Below are 26502 nucleotides of genomic sequence, written 5' to 3'. Positions count from 1 at the left end.
GTCTCTCTGTTTGTGTGTAAGTCGTTAACCGGCGATATCGTTAACGAACGGATACCGGTAACTGACTATAGGGGCGATTTGTGCCAAATCAACCCCTTGCCGTCAGTGAACTGTGAAACTCCGGGCAACCGGGCAGGAACTGCGCGCAGTTGCGTACCCGCCAGACCAGCTCCTCGTAACTGTCCGCCAGTACGTTGACGTGGCCAAGTTTTCGGCCCGCCCGTTCCCCCTTGTTGTACAGGTGGACGTGCGCGTACGGCAGTTCCAGAATTCGCTCGATGTCACCGTGTTCACCGATGATGTTGATCATACAGCTTAGACCACGGGCGGCGACGTTGCCCAGAGGATGCCCGCTGACCGCGCGAATGTGGTTTTCGAACTGGCTGGTCATGGCCCCTTCGATGGTCCAGTGCCCGGAATTGTGCACCCGTGGTGCCATTTCGTTGGCCACCAGACCGTCGGCGGTCTCAAACAGCTCGAGGGTTAATACGCCCACGTAGTTCAATTCGTTCAGCAGCGCGCGGATGTAGCGCTCGGCGTCGGCGCGCACCGCGTCACTCAGGCTGGGGGCCGGCGCAATGGAGTAGCGCAATATGCCTTCATGGTGGGTGTTCTCTGCCATCGGATAAAACGCGACGGCCCCATCCTCGGCGCGCACGGCAATGATGGACACCTCCCGCCGGAACTCCACGAACTTCTCGACGATCAGGCGGTGGTGGCCGATCGCTGCCCAGGCGTTTGCCGCATCTGCGGGGTCCCTCAGGACCGCCTGGCCCTTGCCGTCGTAGCCTTCGGTCACGGACTTGGCCACCACCGGGCAGCCGAGCGTTTCGGCGGCACGGGCCAGGGCGTCGGCGCTGTCTGCCACCTGCCACTTGGGCGTGGGAATGCCCAGCTCGCCGAACAGGGTTTTTTCCGCCTCACGGTTCTGGCAGACCTGGAGGGCCCGGGGGCAGGGGTGTACCGGCTTGTGCTTCGCCAGTTCCTCGGCAATCCCCACCGGCAGGTGTTCGAATTCGTAGGTGATCCGGTCGACCCGGGACAGCAGATCGTCCAGGTACTCGCCTTCCCGGTCGATGATGATCTCACCCAGCCCGGCGCTCGGGCTGCCCGACATGTCGTAAAACACAAAGGTCTTGGCCAGCGGGTAGCCAGCCAACGCCAGCATTCGCCCGAGTTGGCCGGCGCCAAGTACACCGATTCGCATGTGCGTTCTCCTGTCCGGAATACCCGGGTTCAGTCTCGCGGGTCAGGGTTGTCGAGGACGGTCTGGGTCTGCTCGGCCCGGAACTGCTCGACGGCTTCGCGGACGCGGCTGTCCGACGTGCCGATGATCTGTGCGGCCAGCAGGCCGGCGTTGGTGGCGCCAGCCTTGCCAATGGCCAGGGTGCCCACCGCAATGCCGCCGGGCATCTGGACGATGGACAGCAGGGAATCGAGACCGTTCAGGGCTTTCGACTGCACCGGGACGCCCAGCACCGGCAGCGCTGTCTGGGAGGCCACCATCCCGGGCAGATGGGCGGCACCGCCGGCGCCGGCGATGATCACCTTCAGGCCCCGCTCGGCGGCGGTTTTGGCGTAATCAAACAGCAGGTCCGGCGTTCGATGCGCCGAGACAACCCGGGTTTCGTAGGGTACACCCAGCCGCTCGAGCATGGCGGCGGCGTGTTCCATGGTGGGCCAGTCGGATTTCGAGCCCATGATGAGTCCTGCAAGCGGCTGCATATGCAACGTCCCGAGGTGGTTGGAAAGCCGGCCATTGTATGATTTGGCTATCTTTCCTGCAAACTCCCCGGGAATCCAGCCGCACGGGATGGGGCGAGCCGACGGCTGGTCCCGGCGCCGCGAGTGGCGACGTTTCTCTGGCGCCGCGGAGACGGTATGATCGTCGCTTTCACGCAATCAGCGGAGTTGCCATGGACCCGATTCGACCTGACGACGACGAACTGCGCGCGGGCGCGCCCATTGGGGGTGGCAATCCCCGCCCGGCGCCGGCCGCAAAGCCGGCCCCGGCGCCCCGAGACAAGCGTTCAGGCAACGGCCGTGATCAATCGCCCAAGGCACCCCGGGGGGGGCGATCAACCGGTGGGGGGCGCGCTCTGCTCTGGTTCGCTCTGGTGCTGGTGGCGGTGGCGGCCGGGGCGGGCTGGTACCTGCAGCAACAGCGGATTAAGGCCCTCGAATCTCAGCTTGAAGAAGCCGACTACTGGGCCCGCCAGAGCAAGCTGGCGCTGGCGCGGTTTGAGGGGGAGCTGTCTGAAACCGGGGAGAGCCTTCAGCAGAAAGGCGACAGCCTGACCGGTCGCATCGAATCCAACACCAAGGCGCTTGAGACCGCGAACAGCGAGATCCGTAAGCTGTGGGTGGTTGCCAACGAGCGCAACAAGGCCCGGCTCGACGAGCAGCAGGGGCAAATCAAGGCGCTGTCTGACGACCTGGCCGAGCGCAAGCAGGCGATCGAGAGCCTGTCCACGGATCTGGCCCAGGCCAAAAAGGCGCTGGAGGCCGATCTGGCGGCCATCAAACAGCAGCAACAGCAGTCGCAGGAGCAGATCGCCTCAATTGGCCAGCGGCTTGATGGCGTGGATAAAACCGTAGAAGCCCGCCTGGAGCGGTTTGGCCGTGAACAATCTCTGACCCTCGACGGTCTGGACGGCCGGGTGTCCGCCCTGGAAAAGCAGGCGGACAATCCGAAGCAGCAAGCCACGATCCAGGCACTCTCGGACAAGCTGGCCAACCTGGGCAAGACCGTTGATGCCATCGATGCGTCCCGGGCGCAGCTCACCTCGCGACTGGTGCGATTATCCGAGGAGGTGGATCAGCTGCGGGCCCGCTCTGCCGCCAAGTGAGTCGGCGCCTCAAGGCAGCAACGCCATCCTCCCCCGGGGCGAGGATGGCGAGGGGACGAGGCGATTGCTGAGGTTTGTAACCGATTGTTGCGTTCCCTTGCGGTAGCTCTCATTTCTGCCGATTTGCCCCTGTTATGATCGGATCACTCGTAACAGGACGATGAGTCAGAACCATGAGCAAGCGTTTCCGCGACCGGCCCCGCACTGGGCGTCGGCTCTCCCTCTGGTCCGTGGGGGTCTGGCTGGCCGTGGCGGCCGCCAGCTCCGGTTGCACGGTCTACCAATCCATCGGTAAAAGTACCGGGGCCTATCTGCATCCGGTTTCCGGCCCGGATTTTGTGCATATCCCGAACGACCAGTGGAACCCGTCCAACGCGCTGCTGTATTTTTACCGCACCGATTCCCAGTGGGCGGCCGATGAGATTGAATCCCCCAGCGTCTACATCGATGACGTTCACTACTTCAATATCCGAAACGACAGCTACACCTGGCTGGAAGTCAGCCCCGGCGAACGTCACATTGCGATGCGCCGGCCGCTGCTGGGGTTGGAGGGGCTCAATTCGTTCAGCCTGAGCCTGATCGCCGATGCCACCCTGACGGTCGAGCCGGGTCACATCTATTATCTGCGTTACAACGAGTTGAGTGAGCCGGACGAGGTGAACCCCTCCCTCGACCCGGACGATCCGCTGGCCCACGGCGATCTCCAACTGGTGACCCGGGATTACGCCATGCAGGCGGATGAACTGGTGTCGACCCGTTTTCTGAACAGCGACATGCTGGCGCCGAACCACGCCGGTACGTCCATTGTCCGGGCCAACCAGGACGAGGACTACGTGGCACGCAAGGCGGCCCTGGAGCAGGCTCGGGAAGAGGAGCTGGCACGCCTGGAAGCGGAAGGCAAACTGGATACTGGTCCCTGGTACTGGCCCTTCGGGAGCGCCGATGTGGAGCTGGAGTCGGACCGAAAGCTCGAGGCGTTGGAGCGCCAGTACGCCGGCATTGAGGCCCAGCGCGAGAAAGAAGATGCCGCCGGGGGCGACGGCTGGTGGCCCTTCTGAGGATTTGCCCTGCTGACGCAGGACGGCTCCGGAAGAATCATTGCCGGCGTGATGGGCGGTGCTAAACTTGGGAGATTCGTTGGAAGGGAGACCCCGGGAATGGCATCAAAACATGGAATGAAAGCACGGTTGGTCGAGCGGCTGGCGCACTGGCGAGAGCGCCTGGACGCCTGGAACGGCGAGCTGGCCAGTCGTTCGGTGCCCGCCGAACGCCGCGAACGGGTCAGCGAATTGGCGCTGAACCAGAAGGCCGCGCGGGCGGGCCAGCGCGCGCCGTCGACCCCGGCGAAAGCACCCCGAGCTGGCCGCAAACGGCCCCGTTCATCGGCGTAAGGTGTCTGAAAACTATCCACTTTTTGGTTGCCAGGGATTTTTTCGGGAAAATCCGGGCAAAAGGTTTGACACTGCCGACGAAATGCTTAAAATGCGCGTCTCACTTGCTTGAGAGAGCAAGCGACGGAAAGCCTCGAAGAGGTCGTGCGGGTGGTTAGCTCAGCTGGGAGAGCATCGCCCTTACAAGGCGAGGGTCGCAGGTTCGATCCCTGCACCACCCACCACTTCATCGAGTTTCCAGGCCGGATCGTGCATCCGGTTTCAAGTTCCGGAGATGAACGCCCGGAACTGACGCGGAGCGGTAGTTCAGTTGGTTAGAATACCGGCCTGTCACGCCGGGGGTCGCGGGTTCGAGTCCCGTCCGCTCCGCCACTTTCTGGGTGGTTAGCTCAGCTGGGAGAGCATCGCCCTTACAAGGCGAGGGTCGCAGGTTCGATCCCTGCACCACCCACCAGATTTCCGAAAAAGGGCCGGTCCGATGGGATCGGCCCTTTTTTCGTTCTAGCGCCCGATCAGCGACTGGCCACAGACCCGAACGACGTTACCGGTGATGCCGCCCGACGCGGGGCTGCAGTACCAGGCAATGGCCTCGGCCACATCCACCGGCTGCCCACCCTGGGACAGGCTGTTCATGCGCCGGCCCGCTTCGCGGATGGTCATTGGCATGGCTGCCGTCATCTGGGTCTCGATGAAGCCCGGGGCAATGGCGTTGATGGTAACGCCGTTTTTCAGTTGCCGGGCCATGGATTCCACGTAGCCAATCACGCCGGCCTTGGCGGTGGAGTAGTTGGTCTGGCCAAAATTACCGGCGATACCGCTGATCGACGAGATGCACACGATACGGCCATTCTCCTTCAGCAGGCCCCGTTCAAGCAGTGTTTCGTCAATGTGTTCCTCGGCGCTCAGATTCACCGCGATGGTCATGTCCCAGAAGTGTTCGGGCATGTTGCCCAGGGTTTTATCCCGGGTGATGCCGGCGTTGTGAACCACAATATCCAGACCGCCGAAGTGTTCCTCAGCGAAATCGGCAATCTGCGCCGGCGCGTTTTCGTCCGTGATATCGCAGGCCAGCGCTTTGCCACCCAGGCTGTCGGTCACTGTCTGCAGATCGTCCAGGGCCGCCGGAATGTCCAGCCCGATGACTTTGGCGCCGTCCCGGGCCAGGGTCTGGGCGATCGCGGCACCGATGCCCCGTGAGGCGCCCGTGACCAGCGCGACTTTGCCGCTGAGCGGTGCGACCGGGTTGGTGGCCGGTGCCGACGCGCTTTTAGCAATTCGGACCACCTGCCCATCCACATAAGCTGATCGCGGGGAAAGGAAAAAGCGCACGCTGGATTCAAGCTGCTCGTCCGCGCCATTCACCATGCGGATCAGGTTCGCCGTGGCGCCTTTCTTGCCGATTTCCTTGCCCACGGCGCGAACAAACCCCTCAAGGGCCTGCTGCGCGGCGGCGTGAGGCGCCTTCCGGCAGCTGGCCTGGTCCAGGCCAATCACCAGAACCCGACCGTTGCCGGCCAGATTGCGGATGGTCGGGTGGAAGAAGTCGTAGACGGCCCGCAGCTCATCCGGGGTGCGAATGCCGGTGGCGTCGAAGACCAGGGCCGAGAAGCGGCGGTCGTTCTCGGGGGGCAGGGTCAAGGCCCGGGCCTTGTTGCCGGCGCTGGCCGAATCCGACAGGGTCTGCGGCCCTGTCGCATGGTGCAGGCTGGCGGCGCTGGCGCCGAGAATGCGCCCCAGGGTGGCGATCGCTTTTGCACCGTTCGCGGCGCCGATCAGTACGTCGCCTTCAATGAACGGCTCATCGGTCCGCTTCAGTCGACGCAGGGGCACGGGCGCAGGCAGGCCCAGGGTTTGTGCGGCGGATTTCCCCACCGGCGTACTCACAAGTTTCAGGTAAAGGTCAGACATGGGTGGTTCCTTGTTGGTCACAGGAATGGGACGTTGCAACACAGGGTAAAGAATCTGCCGGTTTTTGTATTGACTCAAGGCGGGTTCCGGGTTGTCAGGGCTGCCAATGAGGCCTAGCGTGGGGTCGGTAGACTCGCTGTTATCCGGTAACCCACAAGGACCTGAACCATGACCGAGCCCAAACAACCCCGCCGTCGCGCTGCCAGCAAGACGGACAGCGGGGCCACTGCCAAACGTCGTCCATCTGCGGCCGGCCGCAAGACCGCCGCCCCCAAGAAATCCACGCCAGGGGCGGCTGCCCCCAACGGCGTCCGCCGTGTTGCGGTACTGGGCGGAAACCGAGTGCCGTTCGCCAAATCCAACACGGCCTACAGCAAGATCAGCAACCAGTCGTTGCTCACGTCCGCGCTTCGGGGGCTGGTAGACCGCTTTGGCCTGGACGGCGAACGCATGGGTGAAGTCGTCGCCGGTGCGGTGATCAAGCATTCCCGGGACTTCAACCTCACCCGGGAGGCGGTGCTCAGCGCCGGACTGGCGCCGGAAACCCCGGCTTATGACATTCAACAGGCGTGCGGCACCGGGCTCGAGGCGACCATTCTGGTGGCCAACAAGATTGCCCTGGGCCAGATTGAGTGTGGCATTGCCGGCGGCACCGACACCACCTCGGACGCGCCCATCGGGGTTGGCGAGGGCCTCCGGGACATCCTGCTGGATTTGAACCGAGCCCGTACCGCCGGCGAACGCCTGAAGATCCTGAGCCGCTTTCGCCCCCGCCACCTGGTACCGGAAATCCCGGAGAACGGTGAGCCCCGCACCGGGTTGTCCATGGGCGATCACTGTCAGATCACCGCCAAAGAGTGGAACATTCCCCGGGACGAACAGGACATCCTGGCCTGGGAAAGCCACCAGAAGCTGGCAAAGGCTTATGACGAGGGCTTCTTCGATGATCTGTTAACGCCGCTGGCTGGCCTGGATCGCGACAATATCCTGCGCCCGGACACCACGCTGGAAAAGCTCGCCACGCTCAAACCCTGCTTTGACCGGGAAAACGGCACCATGACCGCTGCCAACAGCACCGCGCTCACCGATGGCGCTTCCTGTGTTCTGCTGGCGAGCGAGGAATGGGCCAAGGCCCACAACCTGGAGGTCAAGGCCTGGTTGAGCTTCTCCGAGGTGGCGGCCGTGGACTTTGTCGATAAAAAGGAAGGTCTGCTGATGGCGCCCGCCTACGCGGTGCCACGCCTGCTGGAGAAGGCCGGCCTGACCCTTCAGGACTTCGATTTCTACGAAATCCACGAGGCCTTTGCCGCCCAGGTGCTCTCCACCCTCAAGGCCTGGGAGGACCCGACGTTCTGCAAGGAACGCCTGGGGCTGGACAAGCCTCTGGGCAGCATCGACCGGGAGCGTCTGAACGTGAAGGGCAGCAGTCTGGCCACGGGGCATCCGTTTGCGGCCACCGGTGGCCGCATCGTCGCGACCCTCGCCAAGTTGCTGGAGCAGAAAGGCGGCGGCCGGGGGTTGATCTCTATCTGTGCGGCTGGCGGCCAGGGAGTGACGGCGATTCTGGAGCGGTAAGGCGTCATCGGATGGTACGCCACGCCAGCCGTTGATATCGGGATCGAGAGGCAGGGTGTCCACTGGGGCCCTGCCTTTTTTGTTACACGTCACTACGGAATTTAACAGGCCGACGGTTGGGATATCGTCCCGCGATCTGCTATCTATTGATATCTCAGGATTTACGAGCAAGGAGAACCGAATGATGTTCCGACTGTCCACTGGCCTTCCGGGCACCGCCCTGCTGACGGCGTTGCTGGTTTCCGGGTGCGCCCTGCCGCCGCCGTTGGAAGAGGAGACGGGCCCGACCACCAGGGCCGTGGAAGCGTCACAGCCGGAGAAACCGACCTCTGAGGTGTCGGCCGCATCGGCAAAGAGGGTCTCGGAGGAAGAAGCGAACCGGCGGCGGGAGTTGAACATCAACTGTTCCACCACGGTATCCCCGGAGCAGCGGGTGGAGCTCGACGCCATCGATGCCATGATGGCCAAGTCGCAGAACTACGCGGCCCTGGCCCGGCTCGAGACCCTGGAATTCCAGACCCAGTACCACTGGCTTCGTTGGGCCCAGCTCCTCGGGAAGGTGGACCAGCTCAAATTGTCCGAGAATGCCTACCAGCAGATCGTTGAGGCCTGCGGCAGCCCAGAGGCCTATCACGGACTGGGCGTCGTCTACGTCAAACGCGGCGACGTTGATAAGGCGCTGGAAGCCCTGCAATCGGCGAAGAGCAAGGCGCCCGCCCGCGCAGAAATCCGCAACGATTTGGGCATCGTCCTGATGACCAAGGGCCTCTACGGGCAAGCGGCTTTTGAACTCCGGACCGCCTATGAGCTGGCACAAAGCAAGGCCGGGGTAGACCGCAACATGGTCGCCGCCTATTACCTGCGCGGTGGCCCGGCGATGGTGACCAACCTGCAGCAGGAGCTTGGGCTGAGCGATGCGGTGGTGACCGCCGGCATCGAGTTTTCCAAGCGGTTCGATCACCGCAGCTGATGGCCTGGACCGACAACAGGCGATCACGGATAACCCAAGGCGAAAGTCCGCCAGGCCTTTTCACAGGGCCTGTTGGTTAATCGCTCTGTTTCTGGGCCAGCAGTTGCCTGCTCGGATCGACGGCTTCATCCATCAAGGCCATCTCCCGGTGCACCTTGGCCTTGAAACCGGCCAGCTCGGCCCTGGGCACGCTGGCGGCGGTGGGAATCTTGGCGGTCAGCGGGTTCACCGGCCGGCCTTTGATGTGAAACTCAAAGTGCAGGTGCGGGCCGGTTACCCGGCCGGTGGCCCCGGACAGAGCGATTTTCTCGCCCCGTTTCACGTGCTGGCCCCGGCGTACCAGGATCTTGCTCAGGTGCAGGTAGCGGGTTTCGAACGAGCCGTTGTGATCAATGTCGATGTACCTGCCCGCATAGGGGTGATTGCCAATCCGGCTGACCACGCCATCGCCGGTGCTCATCACCGGCGTGCCCGAGGGCGTGCCCAGGTCGACGCCGTTGTGGGGCGCGTGGCGGCCCGTCACGGGATGCAGGCGGTTGGGGTCAAAGGAGGAGGTTACCCGGTAGTGCCGCTGCGTCGGCCAACGGAGGAAGGCGGGGAGCACGCTTTCTCCGTACTGGTCGTAATAGTTGCCATCGTAGTGCAGGAACGCGGTGTAGGTGGTTTTGCCCCGGATCAGGGTGGCCCCTTCGATGCGGGTTTTACCGGTTGCCTCGTCACCGTCGTCGGTAATTTCATGGCCGATGATGACCGCAAACGGATCGCCGGCGCGGAGGGCGCGGCGAAAGTCAATCTTGTGCTTGAGAATCTGGCCGAGGCTGACCACCTGGGCGTCGGTCAGTCCCGCCCTCAGGCCCGACCGGTAAAAACTGCCCTCAATCCGCCCGGTCAGGATCTGGGACTCCCAGTGGGTGTCCGCTTCCACCAGCCCGTACTGGAACGAGTCGTCGTCCTGCCGGCTGAAGGTAACGGTGCGCGCCGGATCCAGTTTCAGGGACAGGGCGGCCAGCGCCTGCTGATCGTCAAACTGGAACGTCAGCTCCGTGCCTGGCATCAGGGTTTCGAGGGCGAGGTATTCGGAATCCGCCTCAAGGATGCGGTGAAGCACGTTGGCGGGGATGTGCCGTGCATCAAACAGCTGGCTCAGGGTGTCCCCGCGCTGGATCGTGTAGGTTTCCTGCTTCGGGTCCGGCTCACTCTGGCCGGCAGTGTCTGTGGCCGCGGCGCCTGTGTCCGGTTTCAGGGTCAGTTCAATGGGCGTGGTCACCGCCGTGGAGTTTCCCGACAGCCAGAGACCGGCCAGCAGGACGACCGGAATACCGGCCGCAAGGATTTTCTTCTGAAAGGCGTTCAGTTTGGGTCGGGGGAGCATCGCCACCTACGTCCTGCAATTTTCCTGTGAAACGCCCTAGGATACGGGTTTTGCGGCCCGTCTTCATCCATCGCCTTTGTAATCACTCATCGCGGCTCACGGCAGCCGCGCGCGCCAATGCTTCACCGCCACCTGGCCTTTGACCGCCTCAATGATATCCACCACCAGGTCAATGAGCGCGTCGTCCCGCTGGCTGGCATCGTCCGGCTCCGGCAGCAGGGCCCCGACCAGGTCGCTGACAAAGCCGTGGTTGTCCGGGCTGGCCAGGTCCTCCAGTATCTGGTGAATCACCGTGGCAACAATGTCGCCCACCGCATCCTCCAGCGTGCCCTGAATGGTTGGCCCCACCACCGGCAGGTACTTCAGCCGGGACAGCTCAACGTTTTGCTTGAGCGCCTGGTTTACCTGCTGTTCCAGATAGTGGCGCAGGGCGCCACGGTTGGGCAGGTAGCCCTCCTGGGCGGCATCGGCGACCCGGCGGGACAGCCACTCGGCCAGCATGTCCCGGCGCGGGAACAGGATGTCCCGCCGGATGTGATCAAACAGCGGTGAGCCACGGCGTACTTCGTCCTGAACGCCGGAGAGCACTTTGACGACGATACGATCCGACAACTCCTCCATGAAGGCATCGTAATAGAAGTTCAGAAACCGATAGAGGCGGGTGTTGGTAACATCGATAATCCGGTACTGGTGCAGGCGGTACACGATGGACACCACCCGCAGAATCCGCAGGAAGCGGAAGCTGCCTACCGGAATGCAGCCCACCAGGTCGTACCAGTGAATAAACGGGTAAAAATACCAGCGGTCGTAGATGTCCTGGCGAATGGCATAGCCCCAGCGCACGATGAACTCCGTCAGGAAAATGGCGACGAAGCCCAGGTCGTAGAAAAAGAATTGCTCGTGAATGGGCTCGTAGGCCTGATGAAGCCAGGGCAGATGACTGGCCAGTCCCTGTTGCACGGCGGTGACATTGTAGATCGAGTCCCAGATGATCAGCGCCAGATTCAGAAACAGCAGGGCCAGCATGACCATGTCGATGATGAACCACAGCAGTTGATGGCTGGCCTTCAGATTTTCCCGGTTTATGTGCAACATGGACCCACGCAACGTCCTGACGGAAGAGTGTAATTTTGGAGTGTAACCCGAATCCGCCCCCGCTTCGCACCCGAGCGCTGTCTTCGGTGCGCGCGCTCGTCTGTCTGATGCTGCTGCCGGGGCTGGTGGCTGCCCAGCAGGTCAACGTGACGGTCAAGGGCGATCATCCGGCGTTGCAGGCCAACGCGGAAGCGTTCATTGGCCAGGTAGATGACCGCAGCGAGGACAATCTGCGGCGCTATGCGCCGACGGCGGTGGACCAGGCAAAAAAGGCACTGCGGGCGCTGGGTTACTACCAGCCGGTGGTCACCTGGTCGGTCAGCGGTGGCGATGATGAGACGCTGGCGACGCTGACGCTGGAGATCGACCCCGGGGAGCCCGTACGGGTGACCAAGCGGCAGGTGGAGATTCGCGGCCCGGCGGGTCAGGATCCGGCGTTCATGAAGCGGCTGCCGGCCTCGCCCGCAGAAGGCGATGTGCTGGATCACGGCGCTTACACCAACCTTCGGGATACGATTCAGTCACGGGCACGCAAGCTGGGCTACTTTGACGGCCGGTTTGTCACCCATACGCTCACGGTGGATCCGGAACAGCACAGCGCCCGCATCGAGCTGGTGTACCAGTCCGGCGAGCGCTATCGGCTGGGTGACGTCACCTTCGCCAAAGACCACTGGTTCGAACTGTCCCTGCTGGAGGACTACGTCACCTTCGAGCCAGGCACCCCCTACCACGCTGACCGTATTGCTGAGCTGAATCGTTATCTGTCGTCCAGCGGGTATTTTTCCGGGGTGGACATCAACGCATCCCCGGCGGATGCCAAGGACCGGGTGATCCCCGTCGGGGTGGACCTGACCCGCCGGGATCCCCGCTCGGTGTCCGCGGGTGTGGGCTATTCCACGGACGTGGGCCCCCGGATCAAAGGCAACTGGACCGAGCACTGGATCAACCCCATGGGCCACAAGCGGGGCGCCGAAGCCGAGCTGTCCAATCCCCGGCAGAGCCTGTCGACCTACTACGAGCTGCCCCTGGATCCGCCGATGACGGATGCCATACGGCTGACCGCCGGCTACCAGCGGGAAGACATCGAAAACATCGCCTCCGATCGCCTGACTCTCGGCCAACAGTGGCAGCATCAGCTCGATAGCGGCTGGCTGCAGGTGGCGTCCCTGCGGTGGGAGGGCGAGCGCTACGACGTCGGCGGTGCCGAATCCGGCAACAGCAGCCTGCTGTTGCCCGGGCTGAGTTACAGCAAACTGCACCAGGACGCGCCCCTGGATCCGTCCCGGGGGTTCCGTTTGCAGTTTGATGTCACCGGCTCACACCGGGCGGTGTTTTCCGACGTGGACATCCTGCATGTGTACACCCAGGCCCGCGGGCTCTACACCCTGGCGAACCGGCACCGGTTTCTCGCCCGCTTCCAGTTTGGTGCGGTGGCCACCAACCAGTTTTCCGACGTGCCCCCGTCCCTGCGGTTCTTTGCCGGTGGCGACCAGAGCGTGCGCGGCTACGGCTATCAGACGCTGTCGCCGGAAAACGACGACGGCGTGGCCGTGGGCGGACGCTTTCTTATGGTGGGGAGTGCCGAATACCAGTATCAGTTTGCCGACCGTTGGCGCGCCGCCGTGTTCGTGGACCACGGCAACGCCGTCAACAACGTGTTTGATCCGCTGGCCACGGGCGCCGGCGTGGGCATTCGCTGGGTCAGCCCGGTTGGCCCGCTGCGGCTGGATGTGGCCAAAGGCCTCGACCCGGAGTTTGGCGGCGGATGGCGCATCCACTTCTCCATGGGGCCAGAGCTATGACGGAACCCCGCGAGCATCCGCCAGCGCCTACTGAGACGCCGCCCGAGGGGCCGGGCCCGGCATCCCACCGTCACCGGGCCCGTCGCTGGCTGTGGACTGCTCTGGTGCTGTTGGTGGGCGTGCCGATGCTGCTGTTGGTGGCCACCGTGGGCGTTATTCGCACCAGCGACGGCACCGCCTGGCTGCTGTCCCAGGTACCGGGCCTGACGGTGGACCGCTCCGGCGGCACGCTGCTGGGGGACTGGCGGGCGGATCGCCTGCGCTGGCAGGGTTTTGGGGTTCGCCTGGATATCCAGGCCCCGCATCTGGACTGGTCACCCCGCTGCCTATTGGCCAAGACCCTCTGCGTGGATGCCCTGACCGCCGATCAGGTCGATGTGGTGACGGTCCCCGGTGAAGACGCCACCGCATCGGCCGGCCCCATCGACCTGCCCACCCTGGACCTGCCCGTGTCACTGGATGTGTCCGGGGTGGCGGTTGGTGCGTTGACCGTGAACGGCGCCAATGTGTGGGACACGTTCTCCGCCCGGCTGGAGGGGTCGGGCGCCGACTGGCAGGTCAGGGCGTTGTCCTACCGGCGGGGCGATCTGTCCCTGTCGCTCAACGGGAAACTGGAGACCCGTGGCGACTGGCCCCTTGATCTGGCGCTGGAGGTGGGCCTGCCATCGCCGGATGACGGTCCCTGGACGCTGTCGACCCGGCTGCAGGGCAGTGCCCATGACCTGCGGCTAAGCGGCAGCAGCGCGGGCTATCTGGAAGCCACGTTCAACGGTGGCGTGGCGCCGCTGGATCCGGATCTGCCGGCGCAACTGACGGTCCGTTCGCCCCGGTTCGCCGCAACCGGCGACCTGCCGAAAACGCTGACCTTCAATGACATTGACCTGACGGCGGCCGGCTCCCTGGCCGACGGCTTCCAGACTCGGGGCAGCGCCAGTCTCCCCGGTACCCAGGGTCCGGTCAGCGTTAACCTGCAGGGCCTCGTCAGCGCCGGGGCCGCCCGGGAGATCCAACTGACGCTATCGGCGGCGCCGGCAGGCGACGCGGAAGCCGGCAAAGGCAAAGGCAAAGGCACCGTGACCGTCAACGGCGAGGTGAACTGGTCTGACGGGCTCGATGCCCAAGCGGACCTGTCTCTGGACCGTTTTCCGTGGTTCACCCTGATACCTGGCATGGCACCGCCCCCGGTCACCGTGTCGTCACTGGACGGCAAGGCCAGCTACCGGGGCGGGCGTTACCAGGCCGACCTGCAGGCAAATACCCAGGGCCCGCTGGGGGGCGCCCGGGTCACGGCCTCTCTGGAAGGCGATGGCCAGGGCCTGAAGGTGCCCAGGTTGCGCCTGGCCAGCCCGGCCGGCTCCCTGGACGGGCAGGCACAGCTGGGGTTTCAGGGACCGCTGAGCTGGCAGGCCCAGCTGGATCTGGACGGCTTCAATCCGGGCTACTGGCTGCCGGCGCTGACCGCGAGCCTGGACGGCCAGGTGCAGAGCGAGGGCCACCTGACGGATGGCCCGGTGCCCAGCCTCACCGCGAGCTGGGACCTGAAAGGGCGCTGGCAGAAGCAGCCCACCCGGGCCAGTGGGGCGCTGGACACCCGAAGTGGTGCCTGGCAGCTCAGCGACCTGGCAGTGGACGTTGGCGACAACCGGATTCGGGGCAAGGGCACCTGGGGCGAGCGGCTGGACGGGCGGTTCTCACTGGCGTTGCCCACGCCCGAGCAAATCTTGCCTGGCCTGAAGGGGCGCATTGAGGGCCAGGCTACCGTCTCCGGAACGGCCGCCGCGCCGACGGGCAAGCTGAGCCTGACCGCCGATGGCGTGGCCTGGCAGGACCAGGTCAGCGCCGAAACGGTACGCCTGAACGCAACGCTTTCCGCGGATCGGTCCCTGTCGTCGTCGCTCGCGGTGACCGGGCTGGAGGCCGCCGGGCAGCGCGCGGATTCGATTGACGCCGGGCTGGACGGCACCCTCGGCAAACACCGGCTGACCCTGGACATCCAGCAGCCGGAAGATCGAATCCGCCTGGCGTTCGCCGGCGGATTCGTCAACGACGGCAAGGGCTGGCAGGGGGCGCTGGAAAACGGCCGCATCGACGTGCCGGAGCAGGATCAGCGCTGGCAGCTGGAAGCGCCGGCCGCGCTGAGCTGGCGGGCGGATAAGGGGGTTACCTTCGGCCAGCACTGCTGGCGCTGGCAGCAGAGCACCGTGTGCGCGGACGATCAGCAGCTCTGGCCCAACCCGGACATCGCCTACCGAATTACCGGTTTTCCGACCCAGGCCCTGGCGCCCCTGTTGCCGGATACGCTCCGGTGGCAGGCGACGCTGAACGGCCAGATCGGATTCACGCTCACGGATCAGGGCCCGACGGGCACCGTTGATCTCGATGCGGGCCAGGGGCGTTTTGAGGTTCTGGTGGACGGCGACTGGAAACCCCTCGACTACCAGACGCTGACCACCCACCTGAACCTTGATCCAGACCGTGCGCGGGTGAAGGTTAATGTCGCTGGCAAGGGAGTGGGCGACCTGTCGCTGGCCATGACCATTGATCCGTCCCGTCCATCCTATCCCGTTGACGGCGAGTTTGATCTCAAACACCTGGATCTCGCGCTCGCCGGCGTGTTCACCGGGCTGCAGGAGGTGGGCGGCGACATCAACGGCCACGGCACGTTGAGCGGGCCCCTGCTCAAGCCAGCCGTCACCGGGCAATTGGTGCTCTCGGACGGCCGCCTGATGGACCCGACGCTGCCGGTCCCAATGGAGCAGATCGATCTTGAGGTGGCCCTTGAGGGCCAGTCGGCGACGCTGGACGGGCGCATTCGCAGTAACGCCCGAAGCGATACCTCGGTCAACGGCACCGTCGGCTGGGGTGGTTCTGGCGGCCCCAGCGCGGACATTGCCATCAAAGGCCGCCGGATTCCCGTAACCGTCGAGCCCTACGCCCGGGTGGAAGTCGCACCGGATCTCACCATTCGCTTCGAGCAGGGTGAGCTGTCTGTCATCGGGCAGGTCGATGTGCCCCGGGGCGAGGTGGAAATCCAGTCGCTGCCGGAACAGGCCGTGCAAGTATCCGATGACGAAGTGGTGGTCGGTGCGGACAAACCGGAGCCCGCCATCCGTGCGCTGAATATGGACGTGACCGTCCGGGTGGGCGACGACGAGGTGACCTTTTCTGCCTTTGGGCTGACCGGCAACCTGGAGGGCAACCTGCGCATCGGTAACGATCTGGATACCCGGGGCACCCTGCAACTGGTGGACGGACGCTACGAAGCCTATGGGCAGGAGCTTGAACTGCGCAAGGCCCGGCTGCTGTTCGTCGGCAATCTGACGCAGCCCTACCTGGACGTGGAAGCCATCCGTCAGGTCGACAGTGTGACGGCGGGCCTGCGCCTGAGCGGGCCGGTGCAGTCGCCCCAGACGGAGGTCTTCTCCAATCCCGACATGCCGCAGTCCGACGCCCTGAGTTACCTGATTCTTGGGCGCCCGCCCCAAAGCCAGGGTGACCGCGGAGCCATGGACCGGGCGGCCCTGTCGCTGGGGCTAACCCAGGCCAGCAAACTGACCGGCAAGGTGGGCAACGAGTTGGGTATCCGTAATCTGGCGCTGGAAACCGAGGGCAGTGGTGATGCAACGTCCGTGGTGGCCAGCGGCTACCTGACCCAGGATCTGAGCGTGCGTTACGGCGTTGGTATCTTCGAGCCCATCACCACGGTGGCGCTGCGCTACGATTTGGGAAAATATTTCTACCTTGAGGCCGCCAGCGGGTTGGCCGCGTCCCTCGACATATTCTACACCCGGGACTTCTGAGCCATGGTGGCGCCAGGCCACCATGGGAAACGTACCCTGGCCTCAGTCCAGTTCGAACGTCACACTGACGGACGCCTCGATGTCCTGGGGCCCGACGCTGCTGACCGCGTCCTTGGTCATGCGGGCCTCCGCCATCATGACCGGAACCGGGCGATAGCCGCCGTTAACCGTCATGCTCTTCACCGCACCACAGGACTGGCCCAGTTTCGAGGCCACAAACGCGCACTGCGCCCGGGCGTTGTCGATGGCCTTCCCCAGGGCCTGCTGTTCCAGGGCTTCCTGGTTAGAGTGGAAAAACTGACGGGGATTGAGCTGGTATTCCAGGCCCAGGGCCTGGGCCTGCTCCAGCAGCGGGTTCAGCAGCTTGAGATCGTGCAGGGTAAAGCTGACGGTCTGGGAGGCAACCGCCACCTGGTGGTCGCTGCTGGATCCGTCCCGGGAAGGCACGGGCCGAGTGTACAGGCTTAGGCTGGCGTCGGTGTAATCCTCAAGCTGGTCCCGCCATTGAGCGGTTTTCTTGCGCCACGCCGACATCTGTTTGCGAACCTGCTCTGAGGCCGTGGCGGCGTCCGGGTTTTCCGCCGTCGCGCTGAAGGACAGCGTGGCGCTGTCGGGCTGATAGCGAACCGCGCCCTGGCCGGTCAGGCTGAGCTCACCGGCGCTGGCCACGGCGGGCACCAGAGCAATCGCCAGCATCAGGCCGGCAAGCAGCGGGCCGGCCTTCGAGGGCCGGCGGTTGTTCATCCGGGGGTGGGGGGCAGAAACACGGGGCATGCGGATCATGGCTGGTCTCCTTGGGCGCGTCGGTGATGAAGCTCACCGGTTATGGGTGCAGGTGGCCGCTCACCGGCCCGAAAGGCACGGGCGGCCTGGACAAAGACTCGGAACAGTCGGCGGTGGCCGGGATGATACAACAGGTATTCTGGGTGCCACTGCACGCCCACGAGCCACTGCGGACCGGTGCCCTCGAAGGCCTGAACGAAGCAGTCGTTGTCGACGGCCACCACCCGCAGGGCGCCGCCGAGTCGCTTGATGGCCTGGCTGTGAATGCGGTTGGCCCCAATGACGGGGGCATCCAGAATCCTTCCCAGCCGGCTGTCGGTGACCACGCGGACGGTCTGCAGTGGCAACAGCAAGGGCCTGTGGCGCGTGTTTACCCGAAGCGGTGTGACGTTCTGGCACAGGCTGCCACCGCGGAAGACGTTAACAAACTGGGCGCCCCGGCAAATCCCCAGTACCGGCAGGCACTGGCTGCTGGCGGCCTCCAGCAGTTGCTGGTCGGTGGTGTCCCGGGACAGGTCATAGTTTGCCTTGACGGTGGGCTGCTGCCCGTAGCGTGCCGGGTGCACGTGGGTACCGCCGGCCAGGACCAGGCCATCCAACCCGTCGACGCTACGACCCGGCCCCGGCCGCAGGTAACGGACGCGCGCCCCCTGCAGACGCAGTGCCAGTCCAATCAGCCGGTGGGCAATCGATCGACGCCGGGGAACGCTCACGCCAATCGTGACCCCATGGGGGTTGAAACCGGGTTCAGACATAGCCACGGGCATCCAGCCAGCTCTGCACTTCTTCGCGCCACCGGTGGGTCAGGTTGTGAAAGCTGAACGCGCGGCTGCCCCGGTAGGCTTCCCGCAGTTCCGCCAGGTGTTCGGCCCGATTGGCGATCTGCTCGAGCATTACCCAGTCGTTCCAGACCGTGGAAAAGTGCCAGTCGGGATTGCCAATGTCGCAATCCGGCAGCCGGTAGTGCAGGGTGGGTCGGGTCTTGATGCGCGGGTCCTCAACGTAGGTTTCCAGCAGCGGCCTGTCCAGATGGGCAAACAGTGGCAACAGATCAAGCGCGCGGTTGCGGGTGGGGTTGAACCGGAGATAGTCCCGCATGAGGGTCTCCTGGTCCGGCGCGTAATCGTCGGCCATGAGCAGGTCGACGTACTCGTTGTCCCAGGGCTCGATGTAGGTGGTGAACTTGCGGCTGATGTCCAACTGGTGCCGGTGGCGGAGCCAATCGTACAGGCCGGCAAAGGCCTGCAGGTAGCGAACCAGGGTCTCCGGCTTCAGGTCCGGCAATTCGGGGTTCAGCTGCAGGCCAAACGCGAAATAGATGGCCTCCCGGCTACCCTGGGCGCCGGCCAGGTGGAGCTCGTCCACCAGGGCCTCGATTTCGTGCAGGCGCGAGAGGGGTACCGGCGGGCTGACCACCTCAAGCGGTACGATCTTCTCCGCGGCGGCGTCAATGACATCCATGGCCTGGCTGCCAAGGTCTCGCAGGGAGCGGGGCAGACGCTCGTCGGCCAGGTCCAGTTCCTTTATCGGATCAGAGTCCAGCTCAATCACAAACGGGCCCAGGTCTGTGTCAACTTCGGACACGTATCGGGCGGTCTCATGGGCCGGGGCGTCAAGCAGGGATGACACCTTGTTGACCAGCGCCTCGTAGCTGAGGCCGGACAGCTCAATCTCAACGCCCACGCGGCGCTCATCTCCGGAGCGGTCTTGCCCCGGGGTGGTCCGCCGCACATCGGGCATGGCCAGTGTCTCGGTGCTTCCCATCGTCAGGATTCCTTTGCGGTCGTTGAGCGCACACCTTAACACAGACGGTCTCCGGCCGGCCTGACCGCTCAATGACAAAATCGTTGGGCTGCCTTTACACTGGATAAAACACTGTATATAGTCCAGATACTGTATAAACAAACAGGCAAGTTGAGCCGGCTGAATAGTCAGGTTGCGAGCGCAACGGCGAGGATACGCGAATGAAACTGACCGCAAGGCAATCCCAGGTGCTGGATATCATCCGGCGTTACATCGACGAGACCGGTTATCCGCCGACCCGGGCGGAAATCGCCAGCGAGCTGGGGTTCCGGTCCGCCAATGCGGCGGAAGAGCACCTGCGGGCACTGGCCCGCAAAGGCGCCATTGAGATGGTGCCGGGTGCCAGCCGGGGCATTCGCCTGCCGGACGCGGAGCCCGACCTTGGTCTGCCGGTCATCGGCCAGGTGGCGGCTGGCAGCCCGATCCTCGCCCAGGAACACATTGAGGACCACTGCACCCTTCAGGCGGATTTCTTCTCGCCGTCCGCGGACTATCTGTTGCGGGTTCGGGGTATGAGCATGAAGGACATCGGCATCCTCGACGGTGATCTGCTCGCGGTGCATCGCACCCAGGACGTTCACAACGGTCAGGTGGTGGTGGCACGGGTCGGCGAAGAGGTCACCGTCAAACGCTTCCGGCGTGAGGGCACGAAAGTGTACCTGATTGCCGAGAACGAGGAATTTGCCCCGATCGAAGTGGACCTGTCGGAGCAGGAACTGTTCATTGAGGGGTTGGGCGTCGGCGTTATCCGGCGCTCCGAACTCCACTGATGTCAACGATCCAGCACGCACGCGGGTGAGATATGGAACAGCTGAGCTTCAATCAGAATCTGGCGTACCAACCTCAAGTGAGGGCAGCGGGTTTCCCAGCGAGTCCGGCCCATTCGGCCCACCCGGCGGAGCCAGGCAGTCTCCGGCGTCGGGCGGTGCTGCGCACGGAGTCGGCGCGGGCCGATGAGGCAGTGGGCAATGTCACGGAGATTATTCTCCCGGCCGGACAGGTAGAGAACTTCCAGCTGCTGTTGCCCATGTTGACCCAGCTAAATCAGGAGAAACGCTGGTTGGCCTGGATTGATCCACCGGCGGCTCTGGTCAGCAAATGGCAGAAGATGCACGGGATTGTGGCGGGTGAGCTGCTGATTCTGCGATCAACTGCCGAGCATCCGGCGACAGAGCTGGCTGAGCGGGCGCTCAGGGCCGGAACTTGCCACGCCGTGGTGCTGTGGACCGATCGGCCGGGCCGGGCCACGCTGAAAGCGCTTCAAGCGGCTTCCGCCGAAGGGCGTAGCCACGGTGTCGTGCTTCGCCAGCGATAACGGCCGTCGGACGCCCCGCCGGCGCTGACTCAGTGCAGGGTGTAGGTCGGTTCGGCGTCCCAGCTGTCGAGATCGTCGTCTTCCCAATCAATATCGTGGGTCACATTGCCAACGGCTTCGATGCCGGCGGCAATCATGGCCTTGGCGACCTGGATGTCCCGGTCCTCCATCATTTCCCGGGCTTCTTCGGAAAACGAGATTTTCACCAGGGGAGCGCTGTCGTCATCAATCCGACGGAGCGCGTAGTCGCCGTTGCTCAGTTGTACGATTTCATAAAACGAGGGTGACATTCAGTAAACCTGTGTGCTGGGAAAATTTCACATACGTTCTTGCCGGTTCCCACATCCACGCCGGGTTCGACGTGCGTGGCAAGTGTCGGATACCGGCCTCACCACTCACCGTGACGTTCACTCAGCTCGTCCGCGAACGCTTTCAGCGCCTTGAGTGTCTCCAACAGTGCCGCCTCTGAACGGTCCGGGCCCGTCTCCCGGGCAACGGCAATGATGTTATCCGCTGACACGGTTTTTCGGGCGGCCGGTGGGTGGCTTTGGCCGTGTTCAAGCTGGTCGAGGTGATGCCACCAGCTGCCTGGCGTTCGGGCCAGTTCTACGAGCTGTTCTACGTCCGGATTGCCATCTCCGGTCAGCGTCCTGATTTCATCCAGGCTGACGGGTTCGGCGTGCCGTTGCTGGTACAGGCGCGCAATCATGGTCAGTAGCAGCCGTCGGGCCCTGAGTATCAGTTCGATTGCCCCTTGCCGGCAGGCTTCCCCTGCCAATGCCCCCGATGCATCCGCGTCAACCTGGCTGGTGGCTTGGCTGCTGCGGATCAGCAGCGCCCGTGCCAGGGCCAGCTTTTGCGACAGCAACGAATGCCAGGAATCGCTCATGATGGGCTCAACACTCCAAGGGGTTAGGCCAAGAGGATAAGGCCGGTCAGCGCGGATGGCCCCGGCGCTCACCAATGTCCGTTCACGTAACGGCTCAGTATAACCGATTCCTCCGTTAATTTCTGCCCCTCCGGATCTGGCGCTCCGGGCTTGTCAAAAAAAGATACAAACAATCGATTGAAACAAGCGTTTGAATCTGGCAAAAAGCCTCAGCCGATCAACTAATGCGAGGTAACGCACATGGGAATCCGGTTCTTGGCCATCGCCATTCTGGTAGGGCTCGTCACGTCCGCTCCGGCTTTTGCAAAAGTCAGCGCTGAACAGGCGGCGCGGCTGGGGAAAGACCTCACGCCGGTGGGCGCCGAGCGCGCGGGTAACGCCTCGGGCAGCATCCCGGCCTGGGACGGCGGGCTGAGTGAGCCACCGTCGGGCTGGCAACCCGGGCAGGTGGAGGTGAACCCGTTCCCAAAGGATCAGCCACTGTTCGTGATTACCCAAGACAACCAAGCACTCTACAAGGCGCACCTCACGGACGGCCAGTCGGCCATGCTCGAGGCCTACGGCCCGGACTTCGTGATGCCGGTATACCAGACGCGCCGTACCGCCGCCTTCCCCCCGGCGGTGTATGAGAAATCGGTGGAGAACGCCACTCAGGCCGAGCTGTTGGAAAACGGCAACGGCGTGCGCAACACCATTATGACCAGCCCGTTCCCGATTCCGAAAAACGGCCTTGAGGTGATCTGGAACCATATCCTGAGGTACCGCGGCCAGGAAGTGGCGTTTCGCAGCGCGTCGGCCACGCCCCAGGTGGATGGCAGTTTCAATCCGGTGGTCAACGACTACGAGTATTTCTTCGCCTACAGCAAGACCGGCGCCCGCCTTGCGGACATCGACAACAAGATCTTCTATCTGAAAACCAACACTGTGGCGCCGTCCAATCTGGCCGGCACCATCACCCTGGTGCATGAAACCCTTGATCAGATTCGTTCGCCCCGCTTGGCGTGGCGGTATGACGCCGGCTCCCGCCGCTTGCGCCGGTCGCCGAACCTGGCTTACGAGACCGATCTGCCGAACGCATCGTCCCTGCGCACGGTCGATCAGAAGGACATGTACAACGGCGCGCCCAACCAGTACGACTGGACGCTCCTGGGCAAGCGTGAACTCTACGTGCCATACAATGCCTACAAGCTGCATGACGCGGGCGTAACGCCGGCGGACATCCTGCGCCCCGGACACCTCAATCCGGCGCTGACCCGATACGAGCTGCACCGGGTCTGGGTGGTGGAAGCCACGCTGCGGACGGGCATCAGCCACGTCTACCACCGCCGGGTGTTCTACCTGGATGAAGACAGCTGGCAGATCCTGGCGTCGGAAGCCTACGACAGCGAAGGCCACCTCTGGCGGGTGTCTGAGGCCCACAACATCACCTACTACGGTGAGCCGGTGTTCTGGACGACCCTGGAGGCCACCTACGATCTGAAGGCCCGACGCTACTACGTCGATGGTCTGGACAACGGTTATCCGGCTTACGATTTCAACCCCGGATTCCGCCGCAACGAATTCACCGCGGCGGCTGCGCGCCGGGCGGCCCGTCGATAGGTCATGCCGTTCGCTGTGGGGCAGGGTGGTCCGCGCTTGTCGCACCGCCCAGCCCCTGCCATCATGTCCCCAGGCACGTTGATGGAGGCCCGCAATGACCCCGCAAACGACACCCCTTGACCAGCTTGATTCCCTGCTGGCGCAGCTTGATCAGGCTCTGGTGGAACAGGACTGGAGCGCGCTCTCCCGGTTGAACGCCCAGGTACAGCCCCGGGTCGCTGGCGTCATGACGGCCCTTGCCGCCGGCGACCTGGACGCTACCGTCGTGCGCGAGCGCCTCGAACAGTTGCAGCGGTTTGTGGGCATGGCCAGTGAACAGGCCACCGATGCCCGGGCGGAGGCCGAGCAGGCGCTGAAAGGCGTGAACCGCAATCGCAGTGCTGCCCGGGCTTACCACGATATTTCGTCGAACCGGCCGCGGTAGCGTCATAAAATTGACTCGCGGCGATCAAGCGTCTTAAATACCGCACAAATTCCCCAAGAGATTCGCGAGAATGTCTCAAAATAACAAAGTGCTGGTGTTGAGCCAGGATGAGGCCAGGCGCCGGGACATGTTGACTATCCTCGAATTCCTCGGTGAGGAAGAGGTGGTCGCCGGCGACGACGCGTTGTCGCTGCTGGAGGCCGCCGGACAGGACGCCGGGCACGCCGCCACGCTGTCGGTGGCTATCGTGAATGGGGAAGAGGACGGCGCCGAAGCCATGGTGGCGCAAGTGTGTGGCGTCAGCGACGGTATTCCGGTGCTGCTGGTGGGTGATCCGTCGCTGGCCGGGCTCTCCGAAGAACACGGCCGCCGGGTCATTGCCCGGCTGCACTGGCCCCTCAACTACACCAAGTTTATTGACTCCCTCTATCGCGCGCAGGTCTACCGGGACCAGTTTGACCGCTCCCGGGGACGAGCCCAACAGCGCGGCGTTCAGCTGTTTCGCAGCCTGGTGGGCACCAGCCGCAAGGTCCAGCAGGTGCGCCAGCTAATGGAGCAGGTGGCGGACAAAGACGTCAGTGTGCTGATTACCGGCGAGTCCGGCACCGGCAAGGAAGTGGTTGCCCGTAACCTGCACTACCATTCCACCCGCCGGGACAAGCCCTTTGTGCCCGTCAACTGTGGCGCCATTCCCGCCGAGCTGCTGGAGAGCGAGCTGTTCGGCCACGAAAAGGGCGCCTTTACCGGCGCGATTACAGCCCGGGTGGGGCGTTTCGAAATGGCCGAAGGCGGCACCCTGTTCCTGGATGAAATCGGGGATATGCCCCTGAACATGCAGGTGAAGATCCTTCGGGTGCTGCAGGAGCGAACCTTCGAGCGGGTGGGCAGCAACCGGACACAGACCGCCGATGTCCGGATCATCGCGGCGACCCACAAGAACCTGGAAACGATGATTGAATCGGGCAATTTCCGGGAAGACCTGTACTACCGCCTGAACGTCTTTCCCATAGAGATGCCGGCGTTGCGGGAGCGGGTGGAGGACATCCCGCTCCTGATCAACGAGCTCATTGCCCGCATGGAAAAGGAAAAGCGGGGCTCCCTGCGCCTGAACTCCGCAGCCATCATGAGCCTGTGCCGTCACGACTGGCCTGGCAATGTTCGGGAGCTTGCGAACCTGGTGGAGCGTCTGGCGATCATGCACCCCTATGGCGTGATTGGCGTGCAGGAGTTGCCGAAGAAGTTCCGTTACGTGGACGATCTGGACGAGAACCGCTCGGTTGAGGATTCCGGCATGCCCTCCATGGTGCCCGGGCTGGTGGGCCTGGACGCGCCGGCGCTGCTGCCGGTCAATGGCCTTGACCTGAAGGATTACCTGGCCAATCTGGAGCGTCAACTTATCCAGCAGGCCCTCGATGAAGCCGGCGGCGTCGTGGCCAGGGCCGCTGAGAAGCTGCGTATCCGGCGCACCACCCTGGTGGAAAAAGTGCGCAAGTACGGTCTCCGGGAAGAGACCGAGGAGTCCTGAGGGCGCCCCGGGCGCCCGATCCCGTCCGACGGAATTCCGTCACCTGTCCGCGGCTGGTTCCCGTTATGTATTGAAATACATACAAAAACGGGACTTGGCATAAACCTCGCTTTAGCTCATCCACACGAATGACCCAACCACCCGGAGTCCCGGGGCGTCAGGAGAGTGAGGGATGAGTCAGCCACAATACGTTCTGGCCGCCAAGGCAAATGCCGCGGCCGACGCGAATCACAAGGTGACCGCGCTGTTTCCGGAGCACGACGATGAAGCCGTGGATTCCGCCCTCCGTCTGTTCAACCAGATGTCCCAGCAGATAACGGACTCCTACCGGACCCTCGAATCCCGGGTGAACCAGCTGTCCGGCAAACTCAACCTGGAATCCCAGCAACGTCAGCAGGAGCTTGAGGAAAAGGAGCGGCTGGCGGATCGCCTGTCCACACTGCTCACGGCGCTGCCCGCCGGGGTGGTGGTGCTGGACAGCCAGGGTGTGGTCAGCCAGAGCAATCCGGCGGCGGTCTTGCTGTTGGGTGAGCCACTCGAGGGTGAACGCTGGGTGGACGTCATCCACCGCTGCTTTGCGCCCCGGCGGGACGATGGCCACGAGGTATCCCTGAAAGACGGACGCCGGGTGTCCATTGAGATCCGCACCATGGAAAACCAGCCTGGACAGCTGATTCTGCTGACCGATCTCACCGAGACCCGCCAGCTTCAGTCCCAGCTTGCCCATGCCCAACGGTTGTCCGAGATGGGTCGCATGGTGGCCTCCCTGGCCCACCAGATCCGCACGCCGCTGTCGGCCGCCATTCTCTACGGTGGCCACCTCAGTGAGCCGACCCTGGACGAGGAAATGCGCCAGCGCTGTGCAGCCCGCCTGATGTCCCGGCTGACGCATCTGGAGCAGCAGGTTCGGGACATGCTGATCTTTGCCCGGGGCGAGACCCGTCTGGCCGAAGCCCTGCCCGCCGAGGCTCTGGTAACCGCACTGCGTGCCGCGGTTGAAGGCCTGCGTCTGGCGACGGGGGTGTCCGTCAGTCTGGAGAGCCAGCTATCGGCGGGGGCCACTCTGATGTGCAACCGGGAGGCGCTGGTGGGCGCCTTCATGAATCTCATCAACAACAGTCTGGAGGCCGGCGCCACCAATGTGTCGGTTGCCGTTGCCGGCCAGGCCGGCGAGCTGCAGGTGCAGGTTCGTGATAACGGCCCTGGCTTTGCCCAGGCAGACGCCGCCCGCCTGATGGAAGCCTTCTACACCACGAAGTCCCACGGCACGGGGCTTGGCCTGGCGGTGGTGCAGGCGGTGACCAAGGCCCATCAGGGGCAGTTTTCCATTGCAGCGGGGCAGGAAGGCGGGGCCGTGGCCACGCTGCGCCTGCCCCTGTTGAACCGACAGAGCTGATCGGAG

The 26502-nt window shown here is 63.9% G+C and carries 23 protein-coding genes and 3 tRNA genes; 16 read left to right on the top strand and 10 right to left on the bottom strand.

Going from position 1 to position 26502, the window contains the following annotated elements; all coding sequences use genetic code 11:
* Positions 1 to 88 precede the first annotated feature (88 nt).
* On the bottom strand, positions 89 to 1207 hold the full coding sequence (locus V3388_RS07870; RefSeq protein ID WP_336366973.1) for a 5-(carboxyamino)imidazole ribonucleotide synthase: 1119 nt from the start codon (positions 1205 to 1207) through the stop codon (positions 89 to 91).
* A 29-nt stretch (positions 1208 to 1236) separates the two neighbouring features.
* On the bottom strand, positions 1237 to 1725 hold the full coding sequence (gene purE, locus V3388_RS07865) for a 5-(carboxyamino)imidazole ribonucleotide mutase (RefSeq protein ID WP_336366972.1): 489 nt from the start codon (positions 1723 to 1725) through the stop codon (positions 1237 to 1239).
* Positions 1726 to 1916: 191 nt separating this feature from the next.
* Here purE and V3388_RS07860 point away from each other — a divergent pair, with 191 nt between their 5' ends.
* The 6 genes from V3388_RS07860 to V3388_RS07835 all read left to right on the top strand — a co-directional run bounded on the left by V3388_RS07860 (position 1917) and on the right by V3388_RS07835 (position 4694).
* Positions 1917 to 2849 (top strand): hypothetical protein, encoded by a 933-nt coding sequence (locus V3388_RS07860; protein WP_336366971.1) that lies wholly within the window; start codon positions 1917 to 1919, stop codon positions 2847 to 2849.
* Between the two features lie 173 nt (positions 2850 to 3022).
* Complete coding sequence (locus tag V3388_RS07855; RefSeq protein ID WP_336366970.1) at positions 3023 to 3907, top strand: DUF2846 domain-containing protein; 885 nt, start codon at positions 3023 to 3025, stop codon at positions 3905 to 3907.
* A gap of 99 nt (positions 3908 to 4006) precedes the next feature.
* Positions 4007 to 4240 (top strand): hypothetical protein, encoded by a 234-nt coding sequence (locus tag V3388_RS07850; protein WP_336366969.1) that lies wholly within the window; start codon positions 4007 to 4009, stop codon positions 4238 to 4240.
* 148 nt (positions 4241 to 4388) lie between these two features.
* A tRNA-Val gene (locus V3388_RS07845) sits at positions 4389 to 4464 on the top strand.
* Between the two features lie 71 nt (positions 4465 to 4535).
* Positions 4536 to 4612 (top strand) — tRNA-Asp (locus V3388_RS07840).
* A 6-nt stretch (positions 4613 to 4618) separates the two neighbouring features.
* A tRNA-Val gene (locus V3388_RS07835) sits at positions 4619 to 4694 on the top strand.
* Between the two features lie 47 nt (positions 4695 to 4741).
* Here V3388_RS07835 and V3388_RS07830 read toward each other — a convergent pair.
* On the bottom strand, positions 4742 to 6148 hold the full coding sequence (locus V3388_RS07830; protein ID WP_336366968.1) for a 3-oxoacyl-ACP reductase: 1407 nt from the start codon (positions 6146 to 6148) through the stop codon (positions 4742 to 4744).
* Positions 6149 to 6316: 168 nt separating this feature from the next.
* On the opposite strand from V3388_RS07830, the gene V3388_RS07825 reads away from it, so the two are divergent.
* Both V3388_RS07825 and V3388_RS07820 read left to right on the top strand, forming a co-directional pair.
* Positions 6317 to 7723 carry an acetyl-CoA C-acetyltransferase gene (locus tag V3388_RS07825; protein WP_336366967.1) on the top strand — a complete coding sequence of 469 codons (1407 nt, stop codon included), beginning with the start codon at positions 6317 to 6319 and terminating at the stop codon, positions 7721 to 7723.
* Positions 7724 to 7904: 181 nt separating this feature from the next.
* Positions 7905 to 8693: a tetratricopeptide repeat protein gene (locus V3388_RS07820; protein ID WP_336366966.1), complete on the top strand. Its 789-nt coding sequence runs from the start codon at positions 7905 to 7907 to the stop codon at positions 8691 to 8693.
* 76 nt (positions 8694 to 8769) lie between these two features.
* Here V3388_RS07820 and V3388_RS07815 read toward each other — a convergent pair whose 3' ends face one another.
* Together V3388_RS07815 and V3388_RS07810 are read right to left on the bottom strand one after the other, a co-directional pair.
* A complete protein-coding gene (locus V3388_RS07815; RefSeq protein WP_336366965.1) occupies positions 8770 to 10065 on the bottom strand; it encodes a peptidoglycan DD-metalloendopeptidase family protein in 1296 nt (431 codons plus the stop codon).
* A gap of 96 nt (positions 10066 to 10161) precedes the next feature.
* Complete coding sequence (locus V3388_RS07810) at positions 10162 to 11160, bottom strand: hypothetical protein (protein WP_336366964.1); 999 nt, start codon at positions 11158 to 11160, stop codon at positions 10162 to 10164.
* Between the two features lie 107 nt (positions 11161 to 11267).
* On the opposite strand from V3388_RS07810, the gene V3388_RS07805 reads away from it, so the two are divergent.
* Entirely contained in the window at positions 11268 to 12962 is a 1695-nt protein-coding gene (locus V3388_RS07805) for an autotransporter assembly complex protein TamA (protein WP_336367301.1), read from the top strand.
* Positions 12959 to 16762: a translocation/assembly module TamB domain-containing protein gene (locus V3388_RS07800; protein ID WP_336366963.1), complete on the top strand. Its 3804-nt coding sequence runs from the start codon at positions 12959 to 12961 to the stop codon at positions 16760 to 16762. Before V3388_RS07805 ends, V3388_RS07800 begins: the two co-directional genes overlap by 4 nt.
* A gap of 42 nt (positions 16763 to 16804) precedes the next feature.
* Here V3388_RS07800 and V3388_RS07795 read toward each other — a convergent pair whose 3' ends face one another.
* From V3388_RS07795 to V3388_RS07785, 3 genes are read right to left on the bottom strand one after another with little or no spacing between them, the layout of a single operon-like run.
* A complete protein-coding gene (locus V3388_RS07795; RefSeq protein WP_336366962.1) occupies positions 16805 to 17545 on the bottom strand; it encodes an SIMPL domain-containing protein in 741 nt (246 codons plus the stop codon).
* Positions 17542 to 18300 carry a gamma-glutamyl-gamma-aminobutyrate hydrolase family protein gene (locus V3388_RS07790; protein ID WP_336366961.1) on the bottom strand — a complete coding sequence of 253 codons (759 nt, stop codon included), beginning with the start codon at positions 18298 to 18300 and terminating at the stop codon, positions 17542 to 17544. Before V3388_RS07790 ends, V3388_RS07795 begins: the two co-directional genes overlap by 4 nt.
* A complete protein-coding gene (locus V3388_RS07785) occupies positions 18293 to 19309 on the bottom strand; it encodes an amidoligase family protein (RefSeq protein WP_336366960.1) in 1017 nt (338 codons plus the stop codon). Before V3388_RS07785 ends, V3388_RS07790 begins: the two co-directional genes overlap by 8 nt.
* A 200-nt stretch (positions 19310 to 19509) precedes the next feature.
* Here V3388_RS07785 and lexA point away from each other — a divergent pair, with 200 nt between their 5' ends.
* Both lexA and V3388_RS07775 read left to right on the top strand, forming a co-directional pair.
* Positions 19510 to 20118: a transcriptional repressor LexA gene (lexA, locus tag V3388_RS07780; protein ID WP_336366959.1), complete on the top strand. Its 609-nt coding sequence runs from the start codon at positions 19510 to 19512 to the stop codon at positions 20116 to 20118.
* A gap of 32 nt (positions 20119 to 20150) precedes the next feature.
* Positions 20151 to 20663, top strand: coding sequence for a cell division inhibitor SulA (locus tag V3388_RS07775; protein WP_336366958.1), 513 nt, complete (start codon positions 20151 to 20153; stop codon positions 20661 to 20663).
* Between the two features lie 29 nt (positions 20664 to 20692).
* Here V3388_RS07775 and V3388_RS07770 read toward each other — a convergent pair whose 3' ends face one another.
* Both V3388_RS07770 and V3388_RS07765 read right to left on the bottom strand, forming a co-directional pair.
* Complete coding sequence (locus V3388_RS07770) at positions 20693 to 20953, bottom strand: hypothetical protein (protein WP_336366957.1); 261 nt, start codon at positions 20951 to 20953, stop codon at positions 20693 to 20695.
* 98 nt (positions 20954 to 21051) lie between these two features.
* Positions 21052 to 21552 carry a DUF6586 family protein gene (locus V3388_RS07765; protein WP_336366956.1) on the bottom strand — a complete coding sequence of 167 codons (501 nt, stop codon included), beginning with the start codon at positions 21550 to 21552 and terminating at the stop codon, positions 21052 to 21054.
* 240 nt (positions 21553 to 21792) lie between these two features.
* On the opposite strand from V3388_RS07765, the gene V3388_RS07760 reads away from it, so the two are divergent.
* The 4 genes from V3388_RS07760 (at position 21793) to V3388_RS07745 (ending at position 26496) form a co-directional block, all read left to right on the top strand.
* Complete coding sequence (locus V3388_RS07760; protein ID WP_336366955.1) at positions 21793 to 23151, top strand: DUF1329 domain-containing protein; 1359 nt, start codon at positions 21793 to 21795, stop codon at positions 23149 to 23151.
* A gap of 94 nt (positions 23152 to 23245) precedes the next feature.
* Positions 23246 to 23575: an SOS cell division inhibitor gene (locus V3388_RS07755; RefSeq protein WP_336366954.1), complete on the top strand. Its 330-nt coding sequence runs from the start codon at positions 23246 to 23248 to the stop codon at positions 23573 to 23575.
* 70 nt (positions 23576 to 23645) lie between these two features.
* Positions 23646 to 25100: a sigma-54 dependent transcriptional regulator gene (locus V3388_RS07750; protein ID WP_336366953.1), complete on the top strand. Its 1455-nt coding sequence runs from the start codon at positions 23646 to 23648 to the stop codon at positions 25098 to 25100.
* Between the two features lie 172 nt (positions 25101 to 25272).
* Complete coding sequence (locus V3388_RS07745) at positions 25273 to 26496, top strand: sensor histidine kinase (RefSeq protein WP_336366952.1); 1224 nt, start codon at positions 25273 to 25275, stop codon at positions 26494 to 26496.
* Positions 26497 to 26502 lie beyond the last annotated feature (6 nt).

Origin of the sequence: Marinobacter sp. C2H3, assembly GCF_037080155.1 — a bacterium.
Classification (GTDB): Bacteria; Pseudomonadota; Gammaproteobacteria; order Pseudomonadales; family Oleiphilaceae; genus Marinobacter.
The sequence above is the reverse complement of the archived record's forward strand: the minus strand, read 5'-3'. Positions and strand labels throughout refer to the sequence as shown.